Source organism: Sinorhizobium fredii (assembly GCF_002944405.1).
GTDB classification, from domain to species: Bacteria; Pseudomonadota; Alphaproteobacteria; order Rhizobiales; family Rhizobiaceae; genus Sinorhizobium; species Sinorhizobium fredii_C.
This window is the reverse complement of sequence record NZ_CP024307.1, coordinates 2092839-2111223: the sequence shown is the minus strand read 5'-3', so window position 1 is coordinate 2111223 and position 18385 is coordinate 2092839. Positions and strand designations below refer to the sequence as shown.

The 18385-nt window shown below is 63.4% G+C and carries 18 protein-coding genes and 1 riboswitch; of the genes, 10 read left to right on the top strand and 8 right to left on the bottom strand.

Features of this window, described 5'->3' with window-relative positions; translation table 11 throughout:
- Both NXT3_RS10445 and bluB read left to right on the top strand, forming a co-directional pair.
- A complete protein-coding gene (locus tag NXT3_RS10445) occupies positions 1 to 825 on the top strand; it encodes a TolB family protein (protein ID WP_104839300.1) in 825 nt (274 codons plus the stop codon).
- A 42-nt stretch (positions 826 to 867) separates the two neighbouring features.
- A riboswitch (cobalamin riboswitch) is annotated at positions 868 to 1079 on the top strand.
- 44 nt (positions 1080 to 1123) lie between these two features.
- The gene (gene bluB, locus NXT3_RS10440) at positions 1124 to 1885 is read left to right on the top strand and encodes a 5,6-dimethylbenzimidazole synthase (RefSeq protein WP_234828035.1); all 762 of its coding nucleotides are present in this window, start codon (positions 1124 to 1126) and stop codon (positions 1883 to 1885) included.
- Here the strand turns inward: bluB and NXT3_RS10435 are convergent.
- The 4 genes from NXT3_RS10435 to NXT3_RS10420 form a co-directional block, all read right to left on the bottom strand.
- Complete coding sequence (locus tag NXT3_RS10435) at positions 1839 to 2972, bottom strand: DUF2865 domain-containing protein (protein ID WP_104839299.1); 1134 nt, start codon at positions 2970 to 2972, stop codon at positions 1839 to 1841. The two genes, bluB and NXT3_RS10435, sit on opposite strands and share 47 nt — an antisense overlap.
- Positions 2973 to 3129: 157 nt before the next feature.
- Positions 3130 to 3774 carry an acyl-homoserine-lactone synthase gene (locus tag NXT3_RS10430; protein WP_104839981.1) on the bottom strand — a complete coding sequence of 215 codons (645 nt, stop codon included), beginning with the start codon at positions 3772 to 3774 and terminating at the stop codon, positions 3130 to 3132.
- A 154-nt stretch (positions 3775 to 3928) separates the two neighbouring features.
- Positions 3929 to 4663 carry a helix-turn-helix transcriptional regulator gene (locus tag NXT3_RS10425; protein ID WP_037424319.1) on the bottom strand — a complete coding sequence of 245 codons (735 nt, stop codon included), beginning with the start codon at positions 4661 to 4663 and terminating at the stop codon, positions 3929 to 3931.
- A gap of 173 nt (positions 4664 to 4836) precedes the next feature.
- Positions 4837 to 7149: an NADP-dependent malic enzyme gene (locus tag NXT3_RS10420; protein WP_097525056.1), complete on the bottom strand. Its 2313-nt coding sequence runs from the start codon at positions 7147 to 7149 to the stop codon at positions 4837 to 4839.
- Between the two features lie 177 nt (positions 7150 to 7326).
- Here NXT3_RS10420 and NXT3_RS10415 point away from each other — a divergent pair, with 177 nt between their 5' ends.
- Positions 7327 to 8163: a UDP-2,3-diacylglucosamine diphosphatase gene (locus NXT3_RS10415; RefSeq protein WP_037424295.1), complete on the top strand. Its 837-nt coding sequence runs from the start codon at positions 7327 to 7329 to the stop codon at positions 8161 to 8163.
- A gap of 103 nt (positions 8164 to 8266) precedes the next feature.
- Entirely contained in the window at positions 8267 to 9487 is a 1221-nt protein-coding gene (locus NXT3_RS10410; RefSeq protein WP_104839298.1) for an MFS transporter, read from the top strand.
- On the opposite strand, the gene dgcA is transcribed toward NXT3_RS10410, so the two are convergent.
- Positions 9439 to 10422, bottom strand: coding sequence for an N-acetyl-D-Glu racemase DgcA (dgcA, locus tag NXT3_RS10405; RefSeq protein WP_104839297.1), 984 nt, complete (start codon positions 10420 to 10422; stop codon positions 9439 to 9441). The two genes, NXT3_RS10410 and dgcA, sit on opposite strands and share 49 nt — an antisense overlap.
- Positions 10423 to 10608: 186 nt before the next feature.
- Here dgcA and NXT3_RS10400 point away from each other — a divergent pair, with 186 nt between their 5' ends.
- The 4 genes from NXT3_RS10400 (at position 10609) to NXT3_RS10385 (ending at position 14735) form a co-directional block, all read left to right on the top strand.
- Entirely contained in the window at positions 10609 to 11763 is a 1155-nt protein-coding gene (locus NXT3_RS10400; protein WP_097524876.1) for an ABC transporter permease, read from the top strand.
- A 12-nt stretch (positions 11764 to 11775) separates the two neighbouring features.
- On the top strand, positions 11776 to 12585 hold the full coding sequence (locus NXT3_RS10395) for an ABC transporter ATP-binding protein (RefSeq protein WP_097524875.1): 810 nt from the start codon (positions 11776 to 11778) through the stop codon (positions 12583 to 12585).
- 84 nt (positions 12586 to 12669) lie between these two features.
- Positions 12670 to 14040 carry an MlaD family protein gene (locus NXT3_RS10390; RefSeq protein WP_104839296.1) on the top strand — a complete coding sequence of 457 codons (1371 nt, stop codon included), beginning with the start codon at positions 12670 to 12672 and terminating at the stop codon, positions 14038 to 14040.
- A gap of 77 nt (positions 14041 to 14117) precedes the next feature.
- Positions 14118 to 14735: an ABC-type transport auxiliary lipoprotein family protein gene (locus NXT3_RS10385; protein WP_097524873.1), complete on the top strand. Its 618-nt coding sequence runs from the start codon at positions 14118 to 14120 to the stop codon at positions 14733 to 14735.
- A 74-nt stretch (positions 14736 to 14809) separates the two neighbouring features.
- Here NXT3_RS10385 and NXT3_RS10380 read toward each other — a convergent pair whose 3' ends face one another.
- Together NXT3_RS10380 and hemF are read right to left on the bottom strand one after the other, a co-directional pair.
- Complete coding sequence (locus NXT3_RS10380; RefSeq protein WP_097524872.1) at positions 14810 to 15088, bottom strand: BON domain-containing protein; 279 nt, start codon at positions 15086 to 15088, stop codon at positions 14810 to 14812.
- A 69-nt stretch (positions 15089 to 15157) separates the two neighbouring features.
- Complete coding sequence (gene hemF / locus NXT3_RS10375) at positions 15158 to 16069, bottom strand: oxygen-dependent coproporphyrinogen oxidase (RefSeq protein WP_104839295.1); 912 nt, start codon at positions 16067 to 16069, stop codon at positions 15158 to 15160.
- A 223-nt stretch (positions 16070 to 16292) separates the two neighbouring features.
- Here hemF and NXT3_RS10370 point away from each other — a divergent pair, with 223 nt between their 5' ends.
- Together NXT3_RS10370 and NXT3_RS10365 are read left to right on the top strand one after the other, a co-directional pair.
- On the top strand, positions 16293 to 16553 hold the full coding sequence (locus NXT3_RS10370) for a hypothetical protein (protein WP_037424341.1): 261 nt from the start codon (positions 16293 to 16295) through the stop codon (positions 16551 to 16553).
- 116 nt (positions 16554 to 16669) lie between these two features.
- The gene (locus tag NXT3_RS10365) at positions 16670 to 17935 is read left to right on the top strand and encodes an MFS transporter (RefSeq protein WP_104839294.1); all 1266 of its coding nucleotides are present in this window, start codon (positions 16670 to 16672) and stop codon (positions 17933 to 17935) included.
- Here NXT3_RS10365 and soxR read toward each other — a convergent pair.
- Positions 17848 to 18342 (bottom strand): redox-sensitive transcriptional activator SoxR, encoded by a 495-nt coding sequence (gene soxR / locus NXT3_RS10360; protein WP_104839293.1) that lies wholly within the window; start codon positions 18340 to 18342, stop codon positions 17848 to 17850. The two genes, NXT3_RS10365 and soxR, sit on opposite strands and share 88 nt — an antisense overlap.
- Between the last annotated feature and the right edge of the window lie 43 nt (positions 18343 to 18385).

Genomic DNA, 18385 nt, shown 5'->3' with positions numbered 1-18385 from the left:
ATGCGCAGTTCGGTGGAGATTTTCGATATTGCCACCGGCGAGACGCAAGTCGTCTGGCAGACGGAGCGGCTGGTCGAGGCGCCGAACTGGTCGCCGGACGGCAAATCACTGATCATCAACGGCGACGGCAGGCTCTATCGGCTTGCCTTTGACGGTTCCGAGCCCGTGGAAATCGACACGGGCTTTGCCGGGCAATGCAACAACGATCACGGCATTTCGCCGGACGGGAAAACGCTGGCGATCAGCGACAAGACCGAATTCGGCAAGTCGGCGATCTATCTGCTGCCGGCCGAGGGCGGCACGCCGCGACTGGTGACACGCAACCTGCCGTCCTATTGGCACGGCTGGTCCCCGGATGGGAAAACGTTGACCTATTGCGGGATCCGCGACCAGATCTTCGACATCTACACGATTTCGGTCGATGGCGGAGAGGAGCGGCGCCTGACGCATGGCGAGGGCCGCAACGACGGCCCGGACTGGTCGCCGGACGGTGCGTGGATCTATTTCAATTCGAGCCGCACCGGCCGCATGCAGATCTGGCGGGTGAGGCCGGACGGCAGCGATGTCCAGCGCATCACCGACAGCCCTTATGGTGACTGGTTCCCGCACCCGTCGCCGGACGGCGGGCATCTGCTGGTGCTGTCCTATGACGGCGAGGTCTTCGACCATCCGCGCGATCTCGATGTGCGGCTTCGGCTGATGGATCCGGAAGGCAGCAATGCGCGTGTCCTCTTCGAACTCTTCGGCGGGCAGGGGACGATGAACGTTCCGAACTGGTCGCCCAACGGCGATGCCTTCGCCTTCGTGCGTTATCGGCCGGCTTGAGCAGGGCGCGGCGCCCCCGCCTTGCGTTTCGCCGGCGGCTGTGCCCATATGCGGCCGTCAGGTGCCCGCTTGCTGCGGGAGAATCGGGAAGCCGGTAGAATTCCGGCACGTGCCCAACGCTGTGACGGTGACGTCTGCGCCAAAAGAGTTCTGAGTATTTTCAGAGCTTTGCCACTGGTTCCTGATGCGATCTGGGAAGGTGGCGCAGCCGAGTGATCCGAAGTCAGAAGACCGGCCTGGCGAGATAGACCGGCCCCGCGCGGACGGCGGGAGGTTGCGCATTGTTGGGGATCGAACGATGCTGCCTGACCCGAACGGCTGCCTTGCGGCGGCCGGTGCCTTTTCGCCGGACGAGCGCGCCGCCGTCTATCGTGCCATCGAGACGCGCCGCGACGTGCGCGACGAGTTCCTGCCCGAACCGCTGCCCGAACCGCTGATCGCCCGCCTGCTCGAAGCGGCGCATCGTGCCCCGTCCGTCGGCTTCATGCAGCCGTGGAACTTCGTGCTCGTACGGCGAATCGAGACGCGGGAGAGGGTCTGGCAGGCTTTCCAGCGCGCCAATGAGGAGGCAGCCGGAATGTTTTCGGGCGAGGCGCAGGCGAAATACCGGTCACTCAAGCTCGAGGGCATACGCAAGGCGCCGCTCGGCATTTGCGTGACCTGCGACCGGACCCGCGGCGGCGCCGTCGTGCTCGGCCGCACGCACAATTCGCAAATGGACGTGTATTCGACGGTTTGCGCGGTGCAGAATCTTTGGCTCGCGGCGCGGTCCGAAGGCGTCGGCGTCGGTTGGGTCAGCATTTTCCACGAGAACGAGGTCAAAGATATCCTCGGAATTCCGGAGCACATCGAAATCGTCGCCTGGCTGTGCCTTGGCTATGTCGATCGCCTCTACCAGCAGCCGGAATTGGCGGTGAAGGGCTGGCGGCAACGCTTGCCGCTCGAGGACCTCGTTTTCGACGAAGGATGGGGCGTCCGCGACAGCCTCGTAACGACCGCCCAAAGGGAAGGTGTCACTCGTTTTGCAGCGGCTGGTAACGCGATCCCCGAGGGTTCTTGAGATCGATCGCGCTCTCTTCCTGTGGCAGGAAGGCAGGACCGACAACCCGGACCTTGCTGCTCTTCGGATCATAGGGGCGCTCTTCCACGGGCTTTGCCCCCGCTGGTCCGAAGGCTGGTGCAGACGGCCCCTCGATCGTCACGACGGAAGGGCTGACCACCGAAAGCTTGGTTCCCGAGGTGGTGCTTTTGTTCTGATCCGTCGTGATCTTCGGAATCTGGCAGCCGCAGATGCCGGGAGAACCGACGTCGCGCACACGATAGGCGAAGGCGTTGGCGAGTTCCCTGTACGGCCTTCCCGTGGACGCCGAAACCATCTGCTCGCTCTCCTCGGTGGCGAGGACGTGATAATAGAGTTCCGTATCGGCGCCGGGGCATCGTGCCCGGCAAAGCTCGGCGTCGCGTCCGAAGTCGGCCGGCGTGGCGTTCGACGAAATCGGGAAAAATGCTCCGTCGCAGGTCCGCACGCACATGGTCCTGAAGCCGCCTGCCGCGCCGTTCTCCATGAATGTGAAATCGTCGGTCGGACCATCGAACAGCAACGGATAGTCCTCGCCGTCCGGCGGGAAGCTTTCGAGGATGTTGCGATGAGCGCGCGCCTCTTCGGTGCCGAATTCATCCGGAACCGTCTCGTCCCAGTTCGGAGCGGCGTCCCCCGAGCAGTCGTTCAATTCCATGGCGGCGAGGATCCGCCGGCGCATGTCCTCATTGCCCTTCGAAATCAGGTGCCGGCGTTGGGCCTTGAGCGTGTGGAGATTGTCCTCCATGCGCGCAATCGCATCGTCAAGCTCGGCACAGGCAGCCGCATTTTCGCTTTCGATGTAGACGACGGACTCGTCGCTGCATTCCATGCGCCGCCTTTCGTTCCTGGCGCGGCGAAGTTCGATGTTCTGTCGCGAAACCGCGCCGGTGAAATCGCGCAGATTGGCGTTTGTCGTGAACGCCGCCGGCAGCTCTGCGAGGCGGGCGCTGAGGCGCGCGCAGACGTCGGTGGCCGATGCCTGCCCAGGCATAGCCAAGGCGAGGGGCAGCAGAGCGGCCGCAAGGCGCATCATCCTCAAGGACGCAGTGGATCGGGACACTGACACTCGTCTTTCCTGCATTTCGCTCCGCTGATCGCGGGACAGGGGCGCCTGTAGTCACATCATACGACGTTAGGGTGAGGGCGCAACGACAAGACGGCGTTTGCGTTAATACGTGTTCCGAGACAGGAAGGGCCGGGCCGCCTGAACGGCCCGGCCATGATTAGGCCGCCCTTGCAGTTTCGAGCGACATGGGCCGTTCGAGCACCGTGCCTTCGATGAGGGCAACGGCCTTCATCTGTCGAAGCAGGCTTCTCGACACTTCCCAGGCGACCGCGACCGCGTAGACATTGCCGATCCTGTGCGGCTCGGCAATCCGTTCTCCGGGGCACCCCATGCGGCGGAACATCCGCTCAAGGAAGACGTCTGTGACGGTGACGATGTGGCTGATGCCGGAGGCAAGGCCAAGTTCGCCGACGCCGCACATCAGTTCGGCGGCGGCGATCGTTACCTGATTCGAAGACCGGTCCTGGGAAATATCCGGGTCGATGCAGAAGCGGCTCGATTCCCAGACCGAAGCGCTCCGGATTTCCGGGTTGCCGCCGAGCAGCACCGGGAATGTATCATCCAGCATGTTCGGCCCCAGCGTCGGCAGGAGCCTGAGCGAGCCACGCAGCTTCCCGGTTTCCGGCGAATAGGACATCACATAGAGCGGATTGGCCTTGTCGTAGTGGTCGATTTCCCAATCGCCCTCGGTCCTGACGTCCCATTTCAAAAAGTCGTGGAAGACGCGCTTGCGCAGCCGGAACATCTCGTCGATGGCCTGCGGATGTTTTCCGCGAGCGTTTCCGTTCACTATCCTGATCATCTTTCGCTCCATCGTGTTTGCGCGATGGAGCGATGCTGTCAGGCTCGGGCGACACATGTAACTGTCGGTAGTGACAGTTTAATCCAACGATTTTTCCCACAAAATTTGTGGGGCATCCGGCGCCGGGAGCGAGCTCCGATGGTAAATTCCCCCGTCAGATGGTGGGGATCAACGCATGGCGGACTGCCTGCGCAACCGCTTGCGTGTTCGACACGACATTGAGCTTGCGGCGTGCATTGCTCATGAAGAAGCGGACCGTGCGTTCGGAAATGCCGAGGATCGTCGCGATTTCCCAATAGCTCTTGCCGGCTGCCGACCAGGTCAGGACCTCGGTTTCGCGGCTGGTCAAGCGCGGATCGCGCTCGTCGATCGTATCTGCCATCGTCCGCTCGAGCATCGAGGCATGAAAGAGATTGGCTGCCAGCTGGAAGTCACGCAGATGGCAGCGGCGATATTCGGACCATTCCGTCGGCGACATGTTGGCGCTGATCGCCAGCAGCGCCATGCGGCCGGCCGGCGAAGGCAGCGGCAGGGCGACCCCTTCCGTGGACAGGCCGAGGTCCTCTGCAGCCTCGAAGAGCGGCTCGCATTCGGGAAAGCGGCGGCGTGCGGGTGCCCATTCCACAGGCCTTACGCCTCCGAGAGCAAGCCGAAGGATAGGGTCGATCCGGTGAAGACCGCGCGACAGATAGAGCTCCTCGGCATAGGCGCCGAAGGTGTGATGCAGGCGGCAGACCTTGAGACCCTCGGCCGTCGGTTCCGCTTCCAGATAGAGAAGATGCGCAATATCGAAGGTACGACGCATCAAGGCGAAGAATTGCTGCGGTTCCGCACACCCGCCATATTCCACGATATCCAGCAGATCGAGGACAGCCTGTTGATTAGTCATGCCGTAACACCGATTCATGCCCCTAGAATAAACATGGTTTAGCCTGCCGGTTTTTGTCTAGTGCTATATTTCGTAATCGGTGCAAGTCTTTTCACTAGATCAATGCATGGTTGTTTTTCCGCGGCAAGCTGCCGCGGAATCGCCTAAAGCGCGATAGACCGGAGAGCCATTCCTCAGGCGGGATGGCTTGCCTCGACCACTGCAAGAGCCGCCATGTTGACGACGCCGCGGGAGGTGACGGAGGGGGAAAGGATGTGGGCCGGCAGCGCCGAGCCGAGTAGGATCGGCCCGACATGAAGGCTGTCCGTCATCGTCTTGACGACGCCGAGCGTGATGTTGGCGGCGTCGAGATTGGGGAAGACGAGCAGATTGGCTTCGCCCTTCAGCGTGCTGTTCGGCATCACCCGCTCGCGCAGCGTTTCGGAGATGGCTGCGTCCCCGTGCATCTCGCCGTCGACCTCGAGATCGGGCGCCAGCTCGCGGACGAGCTTGAGCGCGGCGCGCATCTTGGCGGCGCTCTCGGATTCGCGCGATCCGAAATTCGAATGGGAAACAAGGGCAGCGCGCGGCGTGATGCCAAAGCGGCGTATTTCGCCGGCGGCCATCACGGTCGTCTGGGCGATTTCCTCGGCGCTGGGGCTGAAGCTCACATAGGTGTCGGTGAAGAAGGTCGCACCGCGCTGGGAAATCAACAGGCTTAGCGCCGAGAAGTCGAGTACGCCCGGCTTCTTGCCGATGATCTGTGAAACGTCGCGCAGGTGTCGGCTGTAGCGCCCTTCGACCCCGCAGATCAATGCGTCCGCTTCACCGCGCTTGACCGCCAGCGCACCGATCACCGTCGTATTCGTGCGGACGATCGTGCGGGCGGCTTCCGGGATGACGCCGAGACGGCCGACAAGGGTGAAGTATTCTTCGACGTAGTCGCGATAGCGCGGATCTCCTTCCGGATTGACGACCTCGAAGTCGACATCGGGACGGATTCTGAGGCCATAGCGGCGGAGGCGGGTGTCGATGATCTGCGGACGGCCGATCAGGATCGGCTTGGCCGTGCCTTCTTCCAAGAGCACCTGGGCGGCGCGCAACACCCGTTCGTCTTCTCCTTCGGCGAAGATGACGCGGTTCTTGGGGGCGTTCTTGGCGGCTGCGAAGACCGGCTTCATGATGAAGCCGGAGCGGAAGACGAAGCGGTTGAGCTTGTCGAGATAGGCGTCGAAATCCTGGATCGGCCGGGTAGCGACGCCGCTCTCGGCTGCAGCCTTGGCCACCGCCGGAGCGATGCGCAGGATCAACCGCTGGTCGAAGGGCGAGGGGATGAGATAGTCGGGTCCGAAGACCGGCGTTTCCCCTGAATAGGCACGGGCCGCAACATCCGACGGCTCCTCGCGCGCCAGGCCGGCGATTGCCCGCACCGCCGCCATCTTCATCTCTTCATTGATGGTGCGCGCGCCGCAATCGAGCGCGCCGCGGAAGATATGCGGGAAGCAAAGGACGTTGTTGACCTGGTTCGGGAAGTCGGAGCGTCCGGTGCAGATCATCGCGTCCGGCCGCGCGGCGCGCGCCACTTCCGGCATGATTTCCGGTGTCGGGTTGGCGAGCGCCATGATCAGCGGCTTCTCGGCCATCTGGGCGAGCAGTTCGGGCTTGAGGACGCCTGCTGCAGAAAGTCCCAGGAAAACGTCGGCGCCGCCGATGCTGTCGGCAAGCACGCGATTGGCGCTGTCCTGCGCGTAGATGGCCTTCCATTCGTCCATCAGAACCTCGCGGCCCTTATAGACGAGACCCTCCAGGTCATGGACCCAGATGTTTTCGGGCTTGGCGCCAAGGGTGACGAGAAGGTTCAGGCAGGCAAGGGCGGCAGCGCCGGCGCCCGAGGCGACGATCTTCGCCTTGGCGATGTCCTTGCCGGCGAGTTCCAGGCCGTTCAGGACGGCGGCGGCGACAATGATCGCCGTTCCGTGCTGGTCATCATGGAAGACGGGAATGTCCATCTTCTCCCGCAAGCGGCGCTCGACCTCGAAACATTCCGGAGCCTTGATGTCTTCGAGATTGATGCCGCCGAAGGTCGGCTCGAGCGCGGAAACCACGTCGACCATGCGTTCGACGGTCGGCGCGTCGATCTCGATATCGAAGACATCGATGCCGGCGAATTTCTTGAAGAGGACGGCCTTGCCTTCCATCACCGGTTTTGAGGCCAGGGGACCGATATTGCCGAGGCCGAGCACGGCGGTGCCGTTGGAGACCACGGCGACGAGGTTAGAGCGGGCGGTGAAATCGGCGGCGCTCGCCGGGTCATCCCTGATGGCAAGGCAGGGGGCTGCGACGCCGGGCGAATAGGCGAGCGCCAGATCGCGCTGATTGCCGAGCGGTTTGGTGGGCTGGATCTCTAGCTTGCCCGGACGGGGGTAGCGGTGGAAGAAGAGTGCCTGCTGGTCGATGTCTCCGCTCGCCGGAGCCGATTGAGGTTTCGCTTTTTCGCCCGTGGTCATGCCGTCACATCCCCGTTTCTGGATCGGGGCCTTTTGGCACGAATTCCCGCCCGCGTACAGTTTCACGGCAGCGCTTTTCATCAGCCCGATCCGGTCCGCCGAATTCCGGTGTCATCTTCCTGAAACACGAGTCTGGTTTTGACGAGGCGAGACATAGCTCGAGAAGGCGAGGATCTCATGGTTGCGATATCGGGATCTCAACAGAATCCGGTGCGGAAATTGCGGACGCTGTTCATCTCCGACGTCCATCTGGGCTCGAAGGCGGCGAAGACGGACTACCTGATCGATTTCCTGCGCCACCATGAGGCCGAGACTATCATTCTCGTCGGCGACATCGTCGACGGCTGGCGGTTGAAGCGGAGCTGGTACTGGCCGCAGTCCTGCAACGACGTCGTTCAGAAGCTCCTGCGCAAGGCGCGCAAGGGTTCGCGCATTATTTACATTCCCGGCAACCACGATGAGTTCATGAGGGATTTTCCGGGCGTCCACTTCGGCGGTATCGAGGTCGCGGCGCGCCACATGCACCAGGGCGCGGACGGGCGCAACTACCTCGTGCTGCATGGCGACGAATTCGACGTCGTCGTGCGCAACGCGCGTGTGCTCGCCTATCTCGGCGACTGGGCCTACGACACGGCAATCGCTATTAATATCGGCCTTGCCGCCATTCGCCGCCGCCTCGGCATGCCGTATTGGTCGTTTTCGTCCTGGGCGAAGCTGCAGGTCAAGCACGCGGTGAATTTCATCGGCGAGTTTCAGAGGGTCGTTGCGGAGGAAGCCCGCCGGCATAACGCCCAGGGCGTGATCTGCGGGCATATCCATCACGCGGTGATCGAGGACATCGACGAGATCCGCTACATCAACACCGGTGACTGGGTCGAAAGCTGCACGGCGATCGCCGAGCATTTCGACGGCACGATGGAACTGCTCACCTGGCATAGCCTGCGCGGCGGAGTGGCGGTGGAAACCTCGGCCGATGGCTTGCCCGTGACTTTGGCCGCGCCGCGGGCAGCCTGAGGTCCTCGGTACCAGGCCTGAGCCCCACCTGTGGCTAAAACTAGCGGCTAGCGAGCTGGCGGATATTCGTGCTAGGGGTTGCGCACAGCCATCAGGTCCTCCCATGATTCCCGCATCCGCGCGCCCCGTCCTGGGGCCTCCGCCGCGTTATTTCGCGCTCCGCATCGGGTTGCTCTTCTGCGCGCCGCTGATCGTCAACGGCTTCGCCATGCCGTATTTCCCGGTCTGGCTCAACGGCTTGTCGATGAGCGATTTCGAGATCGGCGTGGTCCTCGCCGTGCCGATGTTCATCCGGGTCATCACGGCGCCATTGGCGGGTGTGCTGGCGGACAGGCTCGGTGAGCGCACGATCGTGCTGATCTGGTCGGCCTGCCTCTCGCTTGCACTCGCCTTCGTCCTCTTCTTCGCCAAGGACTTCTGGCCGGTGCTGGTGATCTATGCGCTGCAGTCGGCCGCCTATTCGCCTTACCTCCCGATCGTCGAGGCGATCGCGCTTTCGGGCGTGCGCCGCTGGGGTTTTGACTATGCGCAGATGCGCGTCTGGGGATCGATCGCCTTTATTGGTGCGACGATGCTCGGCGGCTGGATGACCGGCCTCATCGGCGGTGCAATGGTGCTGCCGGCGATGGCCGCCGGTTTCGGCCTGACCGTTGCGATGGCCTGCGCAGCTCCGCGCATCGGCCGCCCACGCAGGCCTTCGCCGATCACGGCAATCACCGAAGCGCCGCCGCAATCGCTGCGGCAGCCCGATTTGCAGCTGCTTTTGATCGGCGTCACGCTGGTCAACAGCAGCCATGCGATGCTGTTCGCGTTTTCTGCCATTTATTGGCAGCAGATCGGCTATAGCGGCACGCAGATCGGGGCGCTGTGGAGTGCCGGGGTGGCGGCGGAAGTGCTGATGTTCTTCTTTGCCAAGGCCATTACCAGGCGCTTCAGCGTCTGGACGATGATCTTCTCCGGCTGCCTGCTGGCGGTCGCGCGCTGGCTGATCTTTCCGATGGACCTCGGTTTTACCGGTTACTTCGTCCTCCAGTGCCTGCACGCCTTTACCTATGCGATCATGCACACCGGCATGCAGCACAAGCTGGTCGAGCGCGTCGCCGAGGAGCAGGAGGCCTCCGCCCAGGGCCTCTATTTTTTCTACACCGGCATCTTCACGGCGATCTTCACCTTCCTGTCGGGCTACTTTTACGCCTGGTTCGGTGTCGCCGGCTTCTATTCGATGTCGGTCGTGGCGCTATGCGGATGCTGCTTCGCCTATGCCGGCTGGTATCTTCAGCCCCACAGGCTCGGCTCGGGCGGGAAGACGAGCGAGGCCTCGTAGCGAAGCCCCGGGCTGCGGTCCTGTGCAAGCAGCAGCGGGCCGTCGAGGTCGACGAAGTCGGCTCCCTGCGCGACGAGGACGGCCGGAGCCATGGCGAGCGAACTGCCGACCATACAGCCGACCATGACCTTCAGGCCGAGCGCCCGGGCCTCTTCGCGCATGCGCAGCGCCTCGGTAAGTCCACCGGTCTTGTCGAGCTTGATGTTTACCGCGTCGTAGCGTCCGACGAGCGCCTTCAGGTCCTCGGTCGCATGCACGCTTTCGTCGGCGCAGACGGGAACCGAGTGTGCCACGGAGCCCAGCGCCTCGTCACGCCCCGCCGACAGGGGTTGCTCGATGAGGGCGATGCCGGCCTCGGCGCAGACAGCAAAATGCAAAGCGAGGTTTTCCGGCGTCCAGCCCTCGTTGGCGTCGAGGATGATGCTGCTTTTCGGTGCGCCTTTCCGCACCGCGCGGATTCGCGAGGTGTCGTCAGCGGTTCCGACCTTGACCTTCAGCAGCGCGCGATGGGCATATCTTGCGGCCTGCGCCATCATCTCTTCGGGCTCGGCGAGCGAGATCGTGTAGGCGGTCGTCAGGGCGACCGGAGCGGCGAGCCCGGCGAGCGCAGCGGCCGATCTGTTCGCCCGCTTGGCCTCGAGATCCCAGAACGCGCAATCGACGGCATTGCGGGCGGCACCGGGTTTCATCGATTGCTGCAAGTCGAGCCGCGTGATGCCAGATTCGATCGGCGCTCGAACGGTTTCGATTTGGCTCAGGACCGATTCGATCGATTCGCCGTAGCGGCCATAGGGGACGCATTCGCCCCGCCCGATGACGGCGCCGTCGCTGAGCGTGCAGGTCACGACGCTCGCCGTCGTCTTCGAGCCGCGGGAGATAGTGAAGGTGCCGGCGATCGGAAAATGGTCGACGGTAGCTGAAAGCGAGATCGGCATCGTTGTTCTCTCATGGGGTGGGGATTCGCCGTGCCCGCCATGCCCGGGCGCTCGGTCGGGCCGGCGCGCTGTGTCTTTTCGGCCGCACAAGGCCTGCCGTACGGCTTTGAAACGACGGGTGATTTTGTCCTGGGATCGAATCTGGTTTAAGAGATTACTGAATAGCAAGTGAAAGACCAAGATCACGTGACGCGAAAGCCATCCCAGAAGGCTGCCGATGTCGTCCTCGCCGAGGCCGACGGGGAGACGGGCCGACGCTATGTGTTCAGCGGCGACTGGCGGCATCAGACGGCGGAAGCCATGGCCGACAAGCTGAAGCGGCTCGGAAAGCCGGCCGGCGGCCGGAACGAGTTCGATTTTTCCGGGATCACCGGCATGGACACGGCCGGCGCCTGGATAATCCGGCGCTTCATGAACGGGCTCGGCAGCGAGGACGGGGGCGAGGTTCGCTTCGCCGGCGGCGGGGAGCGCTATGTCGAATTGGTGCGCGCTCTGCCCAAGGAATTGCGGCAGCCGGAGCGTTCGAAACGAAGGGACCCGCTTTTCCAGCGGTTGTTTGCACCGATCGGTGAGGTGACCGTATCGATTTGGACCGACACGGTCGCCGCCATGTATATCCTGGGATCCGCGGTGCGCGGGGCACAGATGAAGCTCGGGCGTCACGCCGGCGTATCGCCTGCCGCGATCGTCCACCAGATCGACCGCATGGGCGTGATGGCGACACCCATCATCACCCTGATGTCGTTCCTGATCGGCGCCATCATCGCCCAGCAGGGCGCCTTTCAGCTCCGATCTTTCGGCGCGGAAATCTTCGTCGTCGACCTCGTCGGCATTCTGCAGCTGCGCGAAATCGGCGTGCTGCTGACGGCGATCATGATCGCCGGCCGCTCGGGCAGCGCGATCACGGCCGAAATCGGCTCGATGAAAATGCGCGAGGAGGTCGACGCGCTGAAGGTCATGGGGTTGAGCCCGGTCGGCGTGCTCGTCTTTCCGCGCCTCGTGGCGCTGACGATCGTGCTGCCGCTCTTGACCATCATCGCGAATTTCGCCGCTCTGGCCGGGGCGGCGCTGGTTGCCTGGAGCTATTCGGGCATCACCATACCGACGTTCCTCGCGAGACTGCAGGAGGCCGTCGACTTCTCGTCGGTGGCGGCCGGCATGATCAAGGCGCCGTTCATGGCGCTGATCATCGGCGTCGTTGCCGCTGTCGAGGGGCTGAAGGTCGGCGGCAGCGCGGAATCGCTCGGGCGGCGTGTGACGTCGTCGGTCGTCAAGTCGATCTTCGTCGTCATCCTCATCGACGGCCTGTTCGCCATGTTCTACGCGGCGATCGATTTCTGAGGCGGGCGGAAAATGGTTCAGGCGGTCATGGAGAAGCAGTTGGAGCAGGCGGCGGAGCGCGAAAGCATCCTCTCCGTTCGCGACCTGACCGTGGGCTTCGGCGACAATATCGTCCTCGACAAGCTCAATCTCGACGTGCTGCGCGGGGAGATCCTCGGCTTCGTCGGAGCTTCCGGCACCGGCAAGTCGGTCCTGATGCGCACGGTCCTGAGGCTGCTGCCGAAGCGCTCAGGCATGATCAAGATCCTTGGCGCGGAATACGACAAGGTGAGTGAGGAGGAACGCATCGCGCTCGACATGCGGCTCGGCGTTCTCTTCCAGCATGGGGCGCTCTTTTCCGCACTCACCGTGCGGGAGAACATCCAGGTGCCGATGCGGGAATATCTCGATCTGCCGCAGGGGCTGATGGATGAACTGGCGCGCCTGAAGATCGAACTGGTCGGCCTGGCGCCGGAAGCGGCGGAAAAATATCCTTCGGAGCTTTCCGGCGGTATGATCAAGCGCGCCGCCCTCGCGCGGGCGCTGGCCCTCGATCCGGATCTCGTCTTTCTCGACGAGCCGACGTCGGGCCTCGATCCGATCGGCGCGGCGGAGTTCGACGAGTTGATCGCCAAGCTGCGGGACACGCTTGGATTGACCGTGTATATGGTGACTCACGATCTGGACAGCCTGTTCTCGGTTTGCGACCGGATCGCCGTCCTCGGCCAGAAGCGCGTCCTGGTCGAGGGAACCATCGAGGACATGCTTGCCTGCGACGAGCCGTGGGTGAAATCCTATTTCCGCGGCAAGCGGGCGAGGGCGATCGTGCGCGAGCACGACTGAGCGGTAAAAGTGATAAAATAGGCGACGCGAGGTGTGTCGCAGCAGGGTGAAGTGGCGGCGGGGCCGCAGAGGTAGTCTGAGCCGATGGAAACTAAAGCGAATTATGCCATTGTCGGCTTTTTCACGGTGTTCGTGATCGCCGCTGCCTTCGGCTTCGTCTACTGGATGTCGCAATACGGCCGAAGCGGCGAAATGGTCGAACTCGTCGTCAACATTCCGGGTTCTGCCAACGGTCTCTCGGTCGGCTCGCCGGTGCGTTTCAACGGGATCAATGTCGGCAGCGTGCGCAGTCTTGCGATCGACGCCAATGATCCGCGCTACTCGATCGCCATCACGGAGGTTTCGGCCGATGCGCCGGTGCTGACCTCGACCCGGGCGACGCTGGAAATCCAGGGCCTGACCGGGGCGGCCTATATCGAGCTCAGCGGCGGGCGAAAGGGCGACGAAAACATCCTGAAGACGGCACTCGAGAACGGGACGCAGGCGCGTATTCTTGCCGACCAGTCGAGCGTCACCAGCCTGCTCGCGACCGCCGACCAGATCCTCGATCGGGCGAACAGCGCCATCGGCGACATTCAGGGCTTCGTCACGGAAGTTCGTGGCCCGTTGACCTCGACAATCGGCAATGCGCAGCGGTTCTCCAAGGCGCTGGCGGACAATTCCGACGCGATCGATCAGTTCCTGAAGAGCGTGGAGGAGTTATCGGGGTCGGTCAGTGCGGCCTCGAAGAAGCTCGATACCATGCTTGCGAGCGCCGACAGGCTGATCAAGTCGGTCGATCCGAAGAAGATCGACACGATCGTCAGCAATGTCGAAGAGGTGAGCAACGACCTCAAGGCCGCTTCCGGCGGCGTTTCGGAGGCGATCGCCGGTTTCAAGCGGACCGTCGACACCTATGACCAGTTCGGCAAGAACGCGCAGCAGACCTTGAAGCGTGTCGACGCGTTGGTGGCTGCGGTCGACAGCCAGAAGGTGGGGCTCGTCGTCAACGACATCTCCGCGGCGAGCGCCGATGCCCGCAAGGTTGCCGCTCAGGTATCCGAGTTTGCCAACAAGATTTCCGCCCGTCAGGAAGACATCGACCAGACGATCACCGATTTTACGGAGATGTCGAACAAGCTGAATGCGGCATCAAACCGTGTCGACGGCATTCTCGCGAAGGTCGACGGCTTCCTGGGAGACGCGAATGCGCCGTCGCTTTCGGCTGAGGCGCGCGCGACGCTTGAATCGTTCCGCCGCATGGCCGACAACCTCAACGCCCAGATCGGTCCGATCACCGACAACCTGAAGCGCTTCTCGAATTCTGGCTTGCGGGACGTGGAGACGCTCGTCACGGAAACGCGGCGGACGGTGCAGAGCCTGCAGAGTACAATTTCCAATTTCGATCGAAATCCACAGCGCCTGCTATTCGGCGGCGAGACTGTTAAGCAATATGATGGCCGCACGCGGCGGTGATTCGCTGATCGGTCGCGGGCAGGTTGCGTGGGGGCGGGGAGCCGGACGGCGCCGCGTTGTTTGGGGATGATGTGCGTATGGGTTTTCCGGGTCTGGTAGCGTTGTGTGGTGCGGGAGCGGCCCGGTTTGCTGCGGTTCTTTCATTGGCGACGATCATGGCCGGCTGCGGTACGCGCCAGGCGGTCAACGATACGTTCAGCCTGGCATCGGTGCCTGTCGTCTCACGCCCGGCTGGAACGAACCGTCAGATCCTCGTGCCGGAACCGACGGCCCTGAAGACACTCGGCAGCGACCAGATCGTCGTCCGGCTGTCGAGATCGGAACTGCAATATCTCGCCGGGGCCCAATGGGGTGACAGCCTGCCGCGCCTGGTGCAGGATCGGCTTGTCCAGACTTTCGACGATACCGGCAGGGTTCGTGGCGTCGGCAAGCCGGGCCAGGGCCTTGCCATCGACTATCAGCTGGTCACCGAACTCCGCGCCTTCGAGATTTCCACCGACGGACCGGATACGGCGGTCGTCGAGATCTTCGCCAAGATTTTGGACGATCGCACCGGCACCGTGCGCAGGCAGCAGGAATTCCGTGCCGTCGCGCCGGTGCAGGGTGCCGGCAATCCGGCCTTTGTCGCAGCCCTCGACGCGGCCTTCGCCAAGGTGGCAGCCGATATCGTCGGCTGGACGCTTCGGTCTATCTAAGCTCGGCGCTAAACCGGACGTTCGCCCCTCATCTGCCTGCCGGCAGATGAGGGGCATTGTCGCAAAGGCTGAGTTTACCCGCTGCTGCTTTTCGAGAGCGCTATACGGTTGAGCACTTCGCCGACCCCTGCGACCGACATTGCCGCTTCCTCTGCGCGGAGGATTTCGTCCTTTGTGGCAACGGTGCCGCCGAGCAGGACGGTGGTGCCACTGCAGGTCACCGTGACGTCGGCCGCGTCAAGGCCCGGCGCGACGGCAAGGCAATGGGCAACCCTTCGCTCCAGCTCCGCCGGGTGGTCGGGGGTTACTCTTTCGGGCTCCTGGCCGAAGAATGTGCGCTTCTTGAATATCATGCGGCGATCACTCCGTCGTTGCGGAGAAAACGCCGGAGGCTGTGATTTGTTCGCGTCTTCGTTGAGCAATCAGGGCCAGCGAACGACCGGGGGCAGGGACGAGAGGATCGACTCGACGTTCCCACCCGTCTTGAGGCCGAAGATGGTGCCGCGGTCGTAGAGCAGGTTGAACTCCACGTAGCGGCCGCGACGCACGAGCTGCTCGTCGCGATCGGCCTCCGACCAAGGCGTGTTGAAATTCGCCCTGACGATCTTCGGAAAGACGATGGCGAAGGCCTTGCCGACATCGCGGGTGAAGGCGAAATCGGCCTGCCAGCCGCCAAGATCCTCGGGCGAGTGCAGCCAATCGTAGAAGATGCCTCCGGTGCCGCGCGGCTCGTTTCTGTGCTTGAGGAAGAAGTATTCGTCGCACCATTCTTTGAATTTCGCATGATCGGCGACCGGATGCCGGTTGCAGGTGATCTCCATCGCCCGGTGAAAGACGACGGTGTCCGGATCGGTCATGAGGCGCCGGCGGTCGAGGACGGGGGTCAGGTCCGCGCCGCCGCCGAACCAGTTGCTGGTGGTCACGACCATGCGCGTATTCATGTGCACGGCGGGCACGTTCGGATTGACCGGATGGGCGATCAGCGAAATGCCGGAGGCCCAGAAACGTGGATCTTCGCTGGCGCCGGGCATCTGGCTGCGGAATTCGGGGGAAAATTCGCCGAAAACGGTCGATGTGTGGACGCCGACCTTCTCGAAGACGCGGCCCTCCATCATCGACATGCGGCCGCCGCCGCCGGCGCCTTCCTCGCGCAGCCAGTCCTTGCCGACGAAACGGCCGGGCGGACGATCCGACAAGGGTCCTGTCAGATCATCCTCGATCGCCTCGAATGCCGCGCAGATCGAGTCGCGCAGGCTTTCGAACCAGGCCTTCGCCTCGGCTTTCTTGTCTTCGATGTCTGCAGGCAGACCCTGCGGCAATTGCGGTCTTTCCATGGGAATTCCGGTTCCAATAGGCGGGCTTTCGCAGAGAGGGAGCCCCGATTCTGTCGCCGTTCACAGTCCATATTTTGGGCCGGATGGCAACGGCGCCGCGGCCCCGCGTGACAGTCTATCGCATCGACGCGCCTCCGGCGATTTTGCTCGGGGCGATGGGTCGGAGCCGACGGGCTGGCCAAGCGGCGGTGCCGTTCCTATCTTTATCGTCAGAGGTACAGCCATGGCGAAGATACCCCCAGGACCGCCGCTCGATGGCTTGCGGCGCCAGATCGCCCGGCATCGCCGGGAGCACCCCGCGCGAGCAGACAGGCTGTTCGTGCGCGAGACCTTCCGCCTCGAACGCAGTGCCGCCCGCGCCAAGGCGCGCGAATGGTTCGAGACATGGCCGAAGGCCGCCTACTGGACGGAAGTCGAGAGCTGGCGCCAACTCGAGGGCGACGAGATCGAGTTCACGATGCGCCGGCTGCCGAGCGCCGATTGAACGACCGCATTTTCGAAGCGCGCACTCAATTCATCTCGCCAAGGCGGCGGGAGCGCGCTAAGCGTTGCTCCACTCTTCCCGACACCCTCCCGATTGCTCATACCGGCCATCACCCCATGCCCATCGTCCGCTCGGTAATCGTGCTGTCCGTCACGCAGATCGTCGCCTGGGGCGCGATGTTCATGTTCGTATCGGTCACGGCGGCGGGAATGGCCGGCGACCTCGGTCTCGAGCCGTCGATGATCTATCTCGGTCCCACCATGATGCTGGTGGCAATGGCCCTGTGCTCACCGCCGCTGGGCGCGCTTTATGAGCGCTTCGGAGCGCGGCCGGTGCTCGCGTCCGGTTCGGCGCTAGCTGCGCCCGGCTTGTGGGTGCTCGCGAGCGCGCATGGGCCGGTCACCTATTTGGCCGCCTGGGCTCTTCTCGGTATCGCCGGTGCCGCGACGCTGACGACGTCCGCCCATGTCTATCTGAGTGAAATTGCCGGCGAGGGCGCGCGCCGAGCGATCGGGGCGCAGATGCTCGCCACGGCTCTCGCCCCGAGTGTTTCCTGGCCCGTCACTGTGTTCGTTGAGGCAGCGCTCGGCTGGCGTGGTGCGCTCATCGTCTACGGCGCGGTGATGCTGCTCGTCTGCGCGCCGCTGCATTGCTTCGGTCTCCCGCAGACCAAAAGGGCAGGCCGGGCGTCCCGTGCCGCCTCAGATGGCAAGCGGGAGCAGCCCGACACGCGTCACTATTGGGCGCTTGTCGCCCTTATCGTTGCGGCAGTTGCGCTCAACGGCTTCGTTACCTGGGGTTTCCAGCTCGTTGTCATCGATATTCTCCGGAGCTACAGCGTGCCCGACTATCTGGCGGTGGGTTTCGGATCCGTGATCGGTTTCGTCCAGCTCTCGGCGCGGCTTTTCGATTTTCTCGGCGGCAACCGCTGGGACGGGCTGGCGACCGGCTTCGTCGCGGCGGCGATCATGCCGCTGGCATTGCTGACCTTGATTTTCGGCGTGGGGAGCGAGTGGTCGATCGTCCTTTTCCTCGTGCTCTACGGCCTTTCGAGCGGCGCCATGTCGGTCAGCCGGGCGACGATGCCGCTCGTGTTCTTCTCGCCGGCGCAATATGCGCTGGTCACGGCGCGCCTCGGATTGCCGCTCAACCTCGCCTTCGCCGCCGCCCCTCCGTTCTTCTCCTTCGTCCTCGGAGCAGCCGGGAACGGCTGGGCGCTTTCGATTGCACTGCTCTGCTCGGTCGGCACTTTGACGAGCATGATCCTGCTCAACCGGATGCGGCCGGCTGCGGCTCACGCCCCGGCGGTTTCCGCGTCGCCCAAGCAGTCGGACGGATCCATCAGGCGCGGCCCAGCACCCTCGGAGCCAAGCACGTCATGAGGGTTGCGCAACGGGCAATCGCGCATCGACAGGCAGCCGCAGCCGATGCAGCCGGTCAACTGGTCGCGCAGCGAGGTCAACTTGGCGATCCGATCGTCGAGTTGCTGCCGCCAGCTGTTCGATAGCCGGGCCCAATCTTCGACGGTCAGCGGCCGGTCGTCCGGAAGCACCGACAGGGCGGATTGAATCTCCGCAAGCGGAATCCCAGTGCGCTGGGCGACCTTGATGACGGCGACGCGTCGCAACACCGAGCGCGGATAGCGCCGCTGGTTGCCGCGGCTGCGGTTGCTGCGGATCAGCCCCTTCGTCTCATAGAAATGCAGCGTCGAGACGGCGATGCCGCTCCGTTCGGCGACCTCGCCGACGGTAAGCTCCCGCCTGAAATCGCTGCCCTCTTCTTTTTGCATCGGTGCTATTGACCTCAACTAAGCTTGAGGTTCTATAGCATGA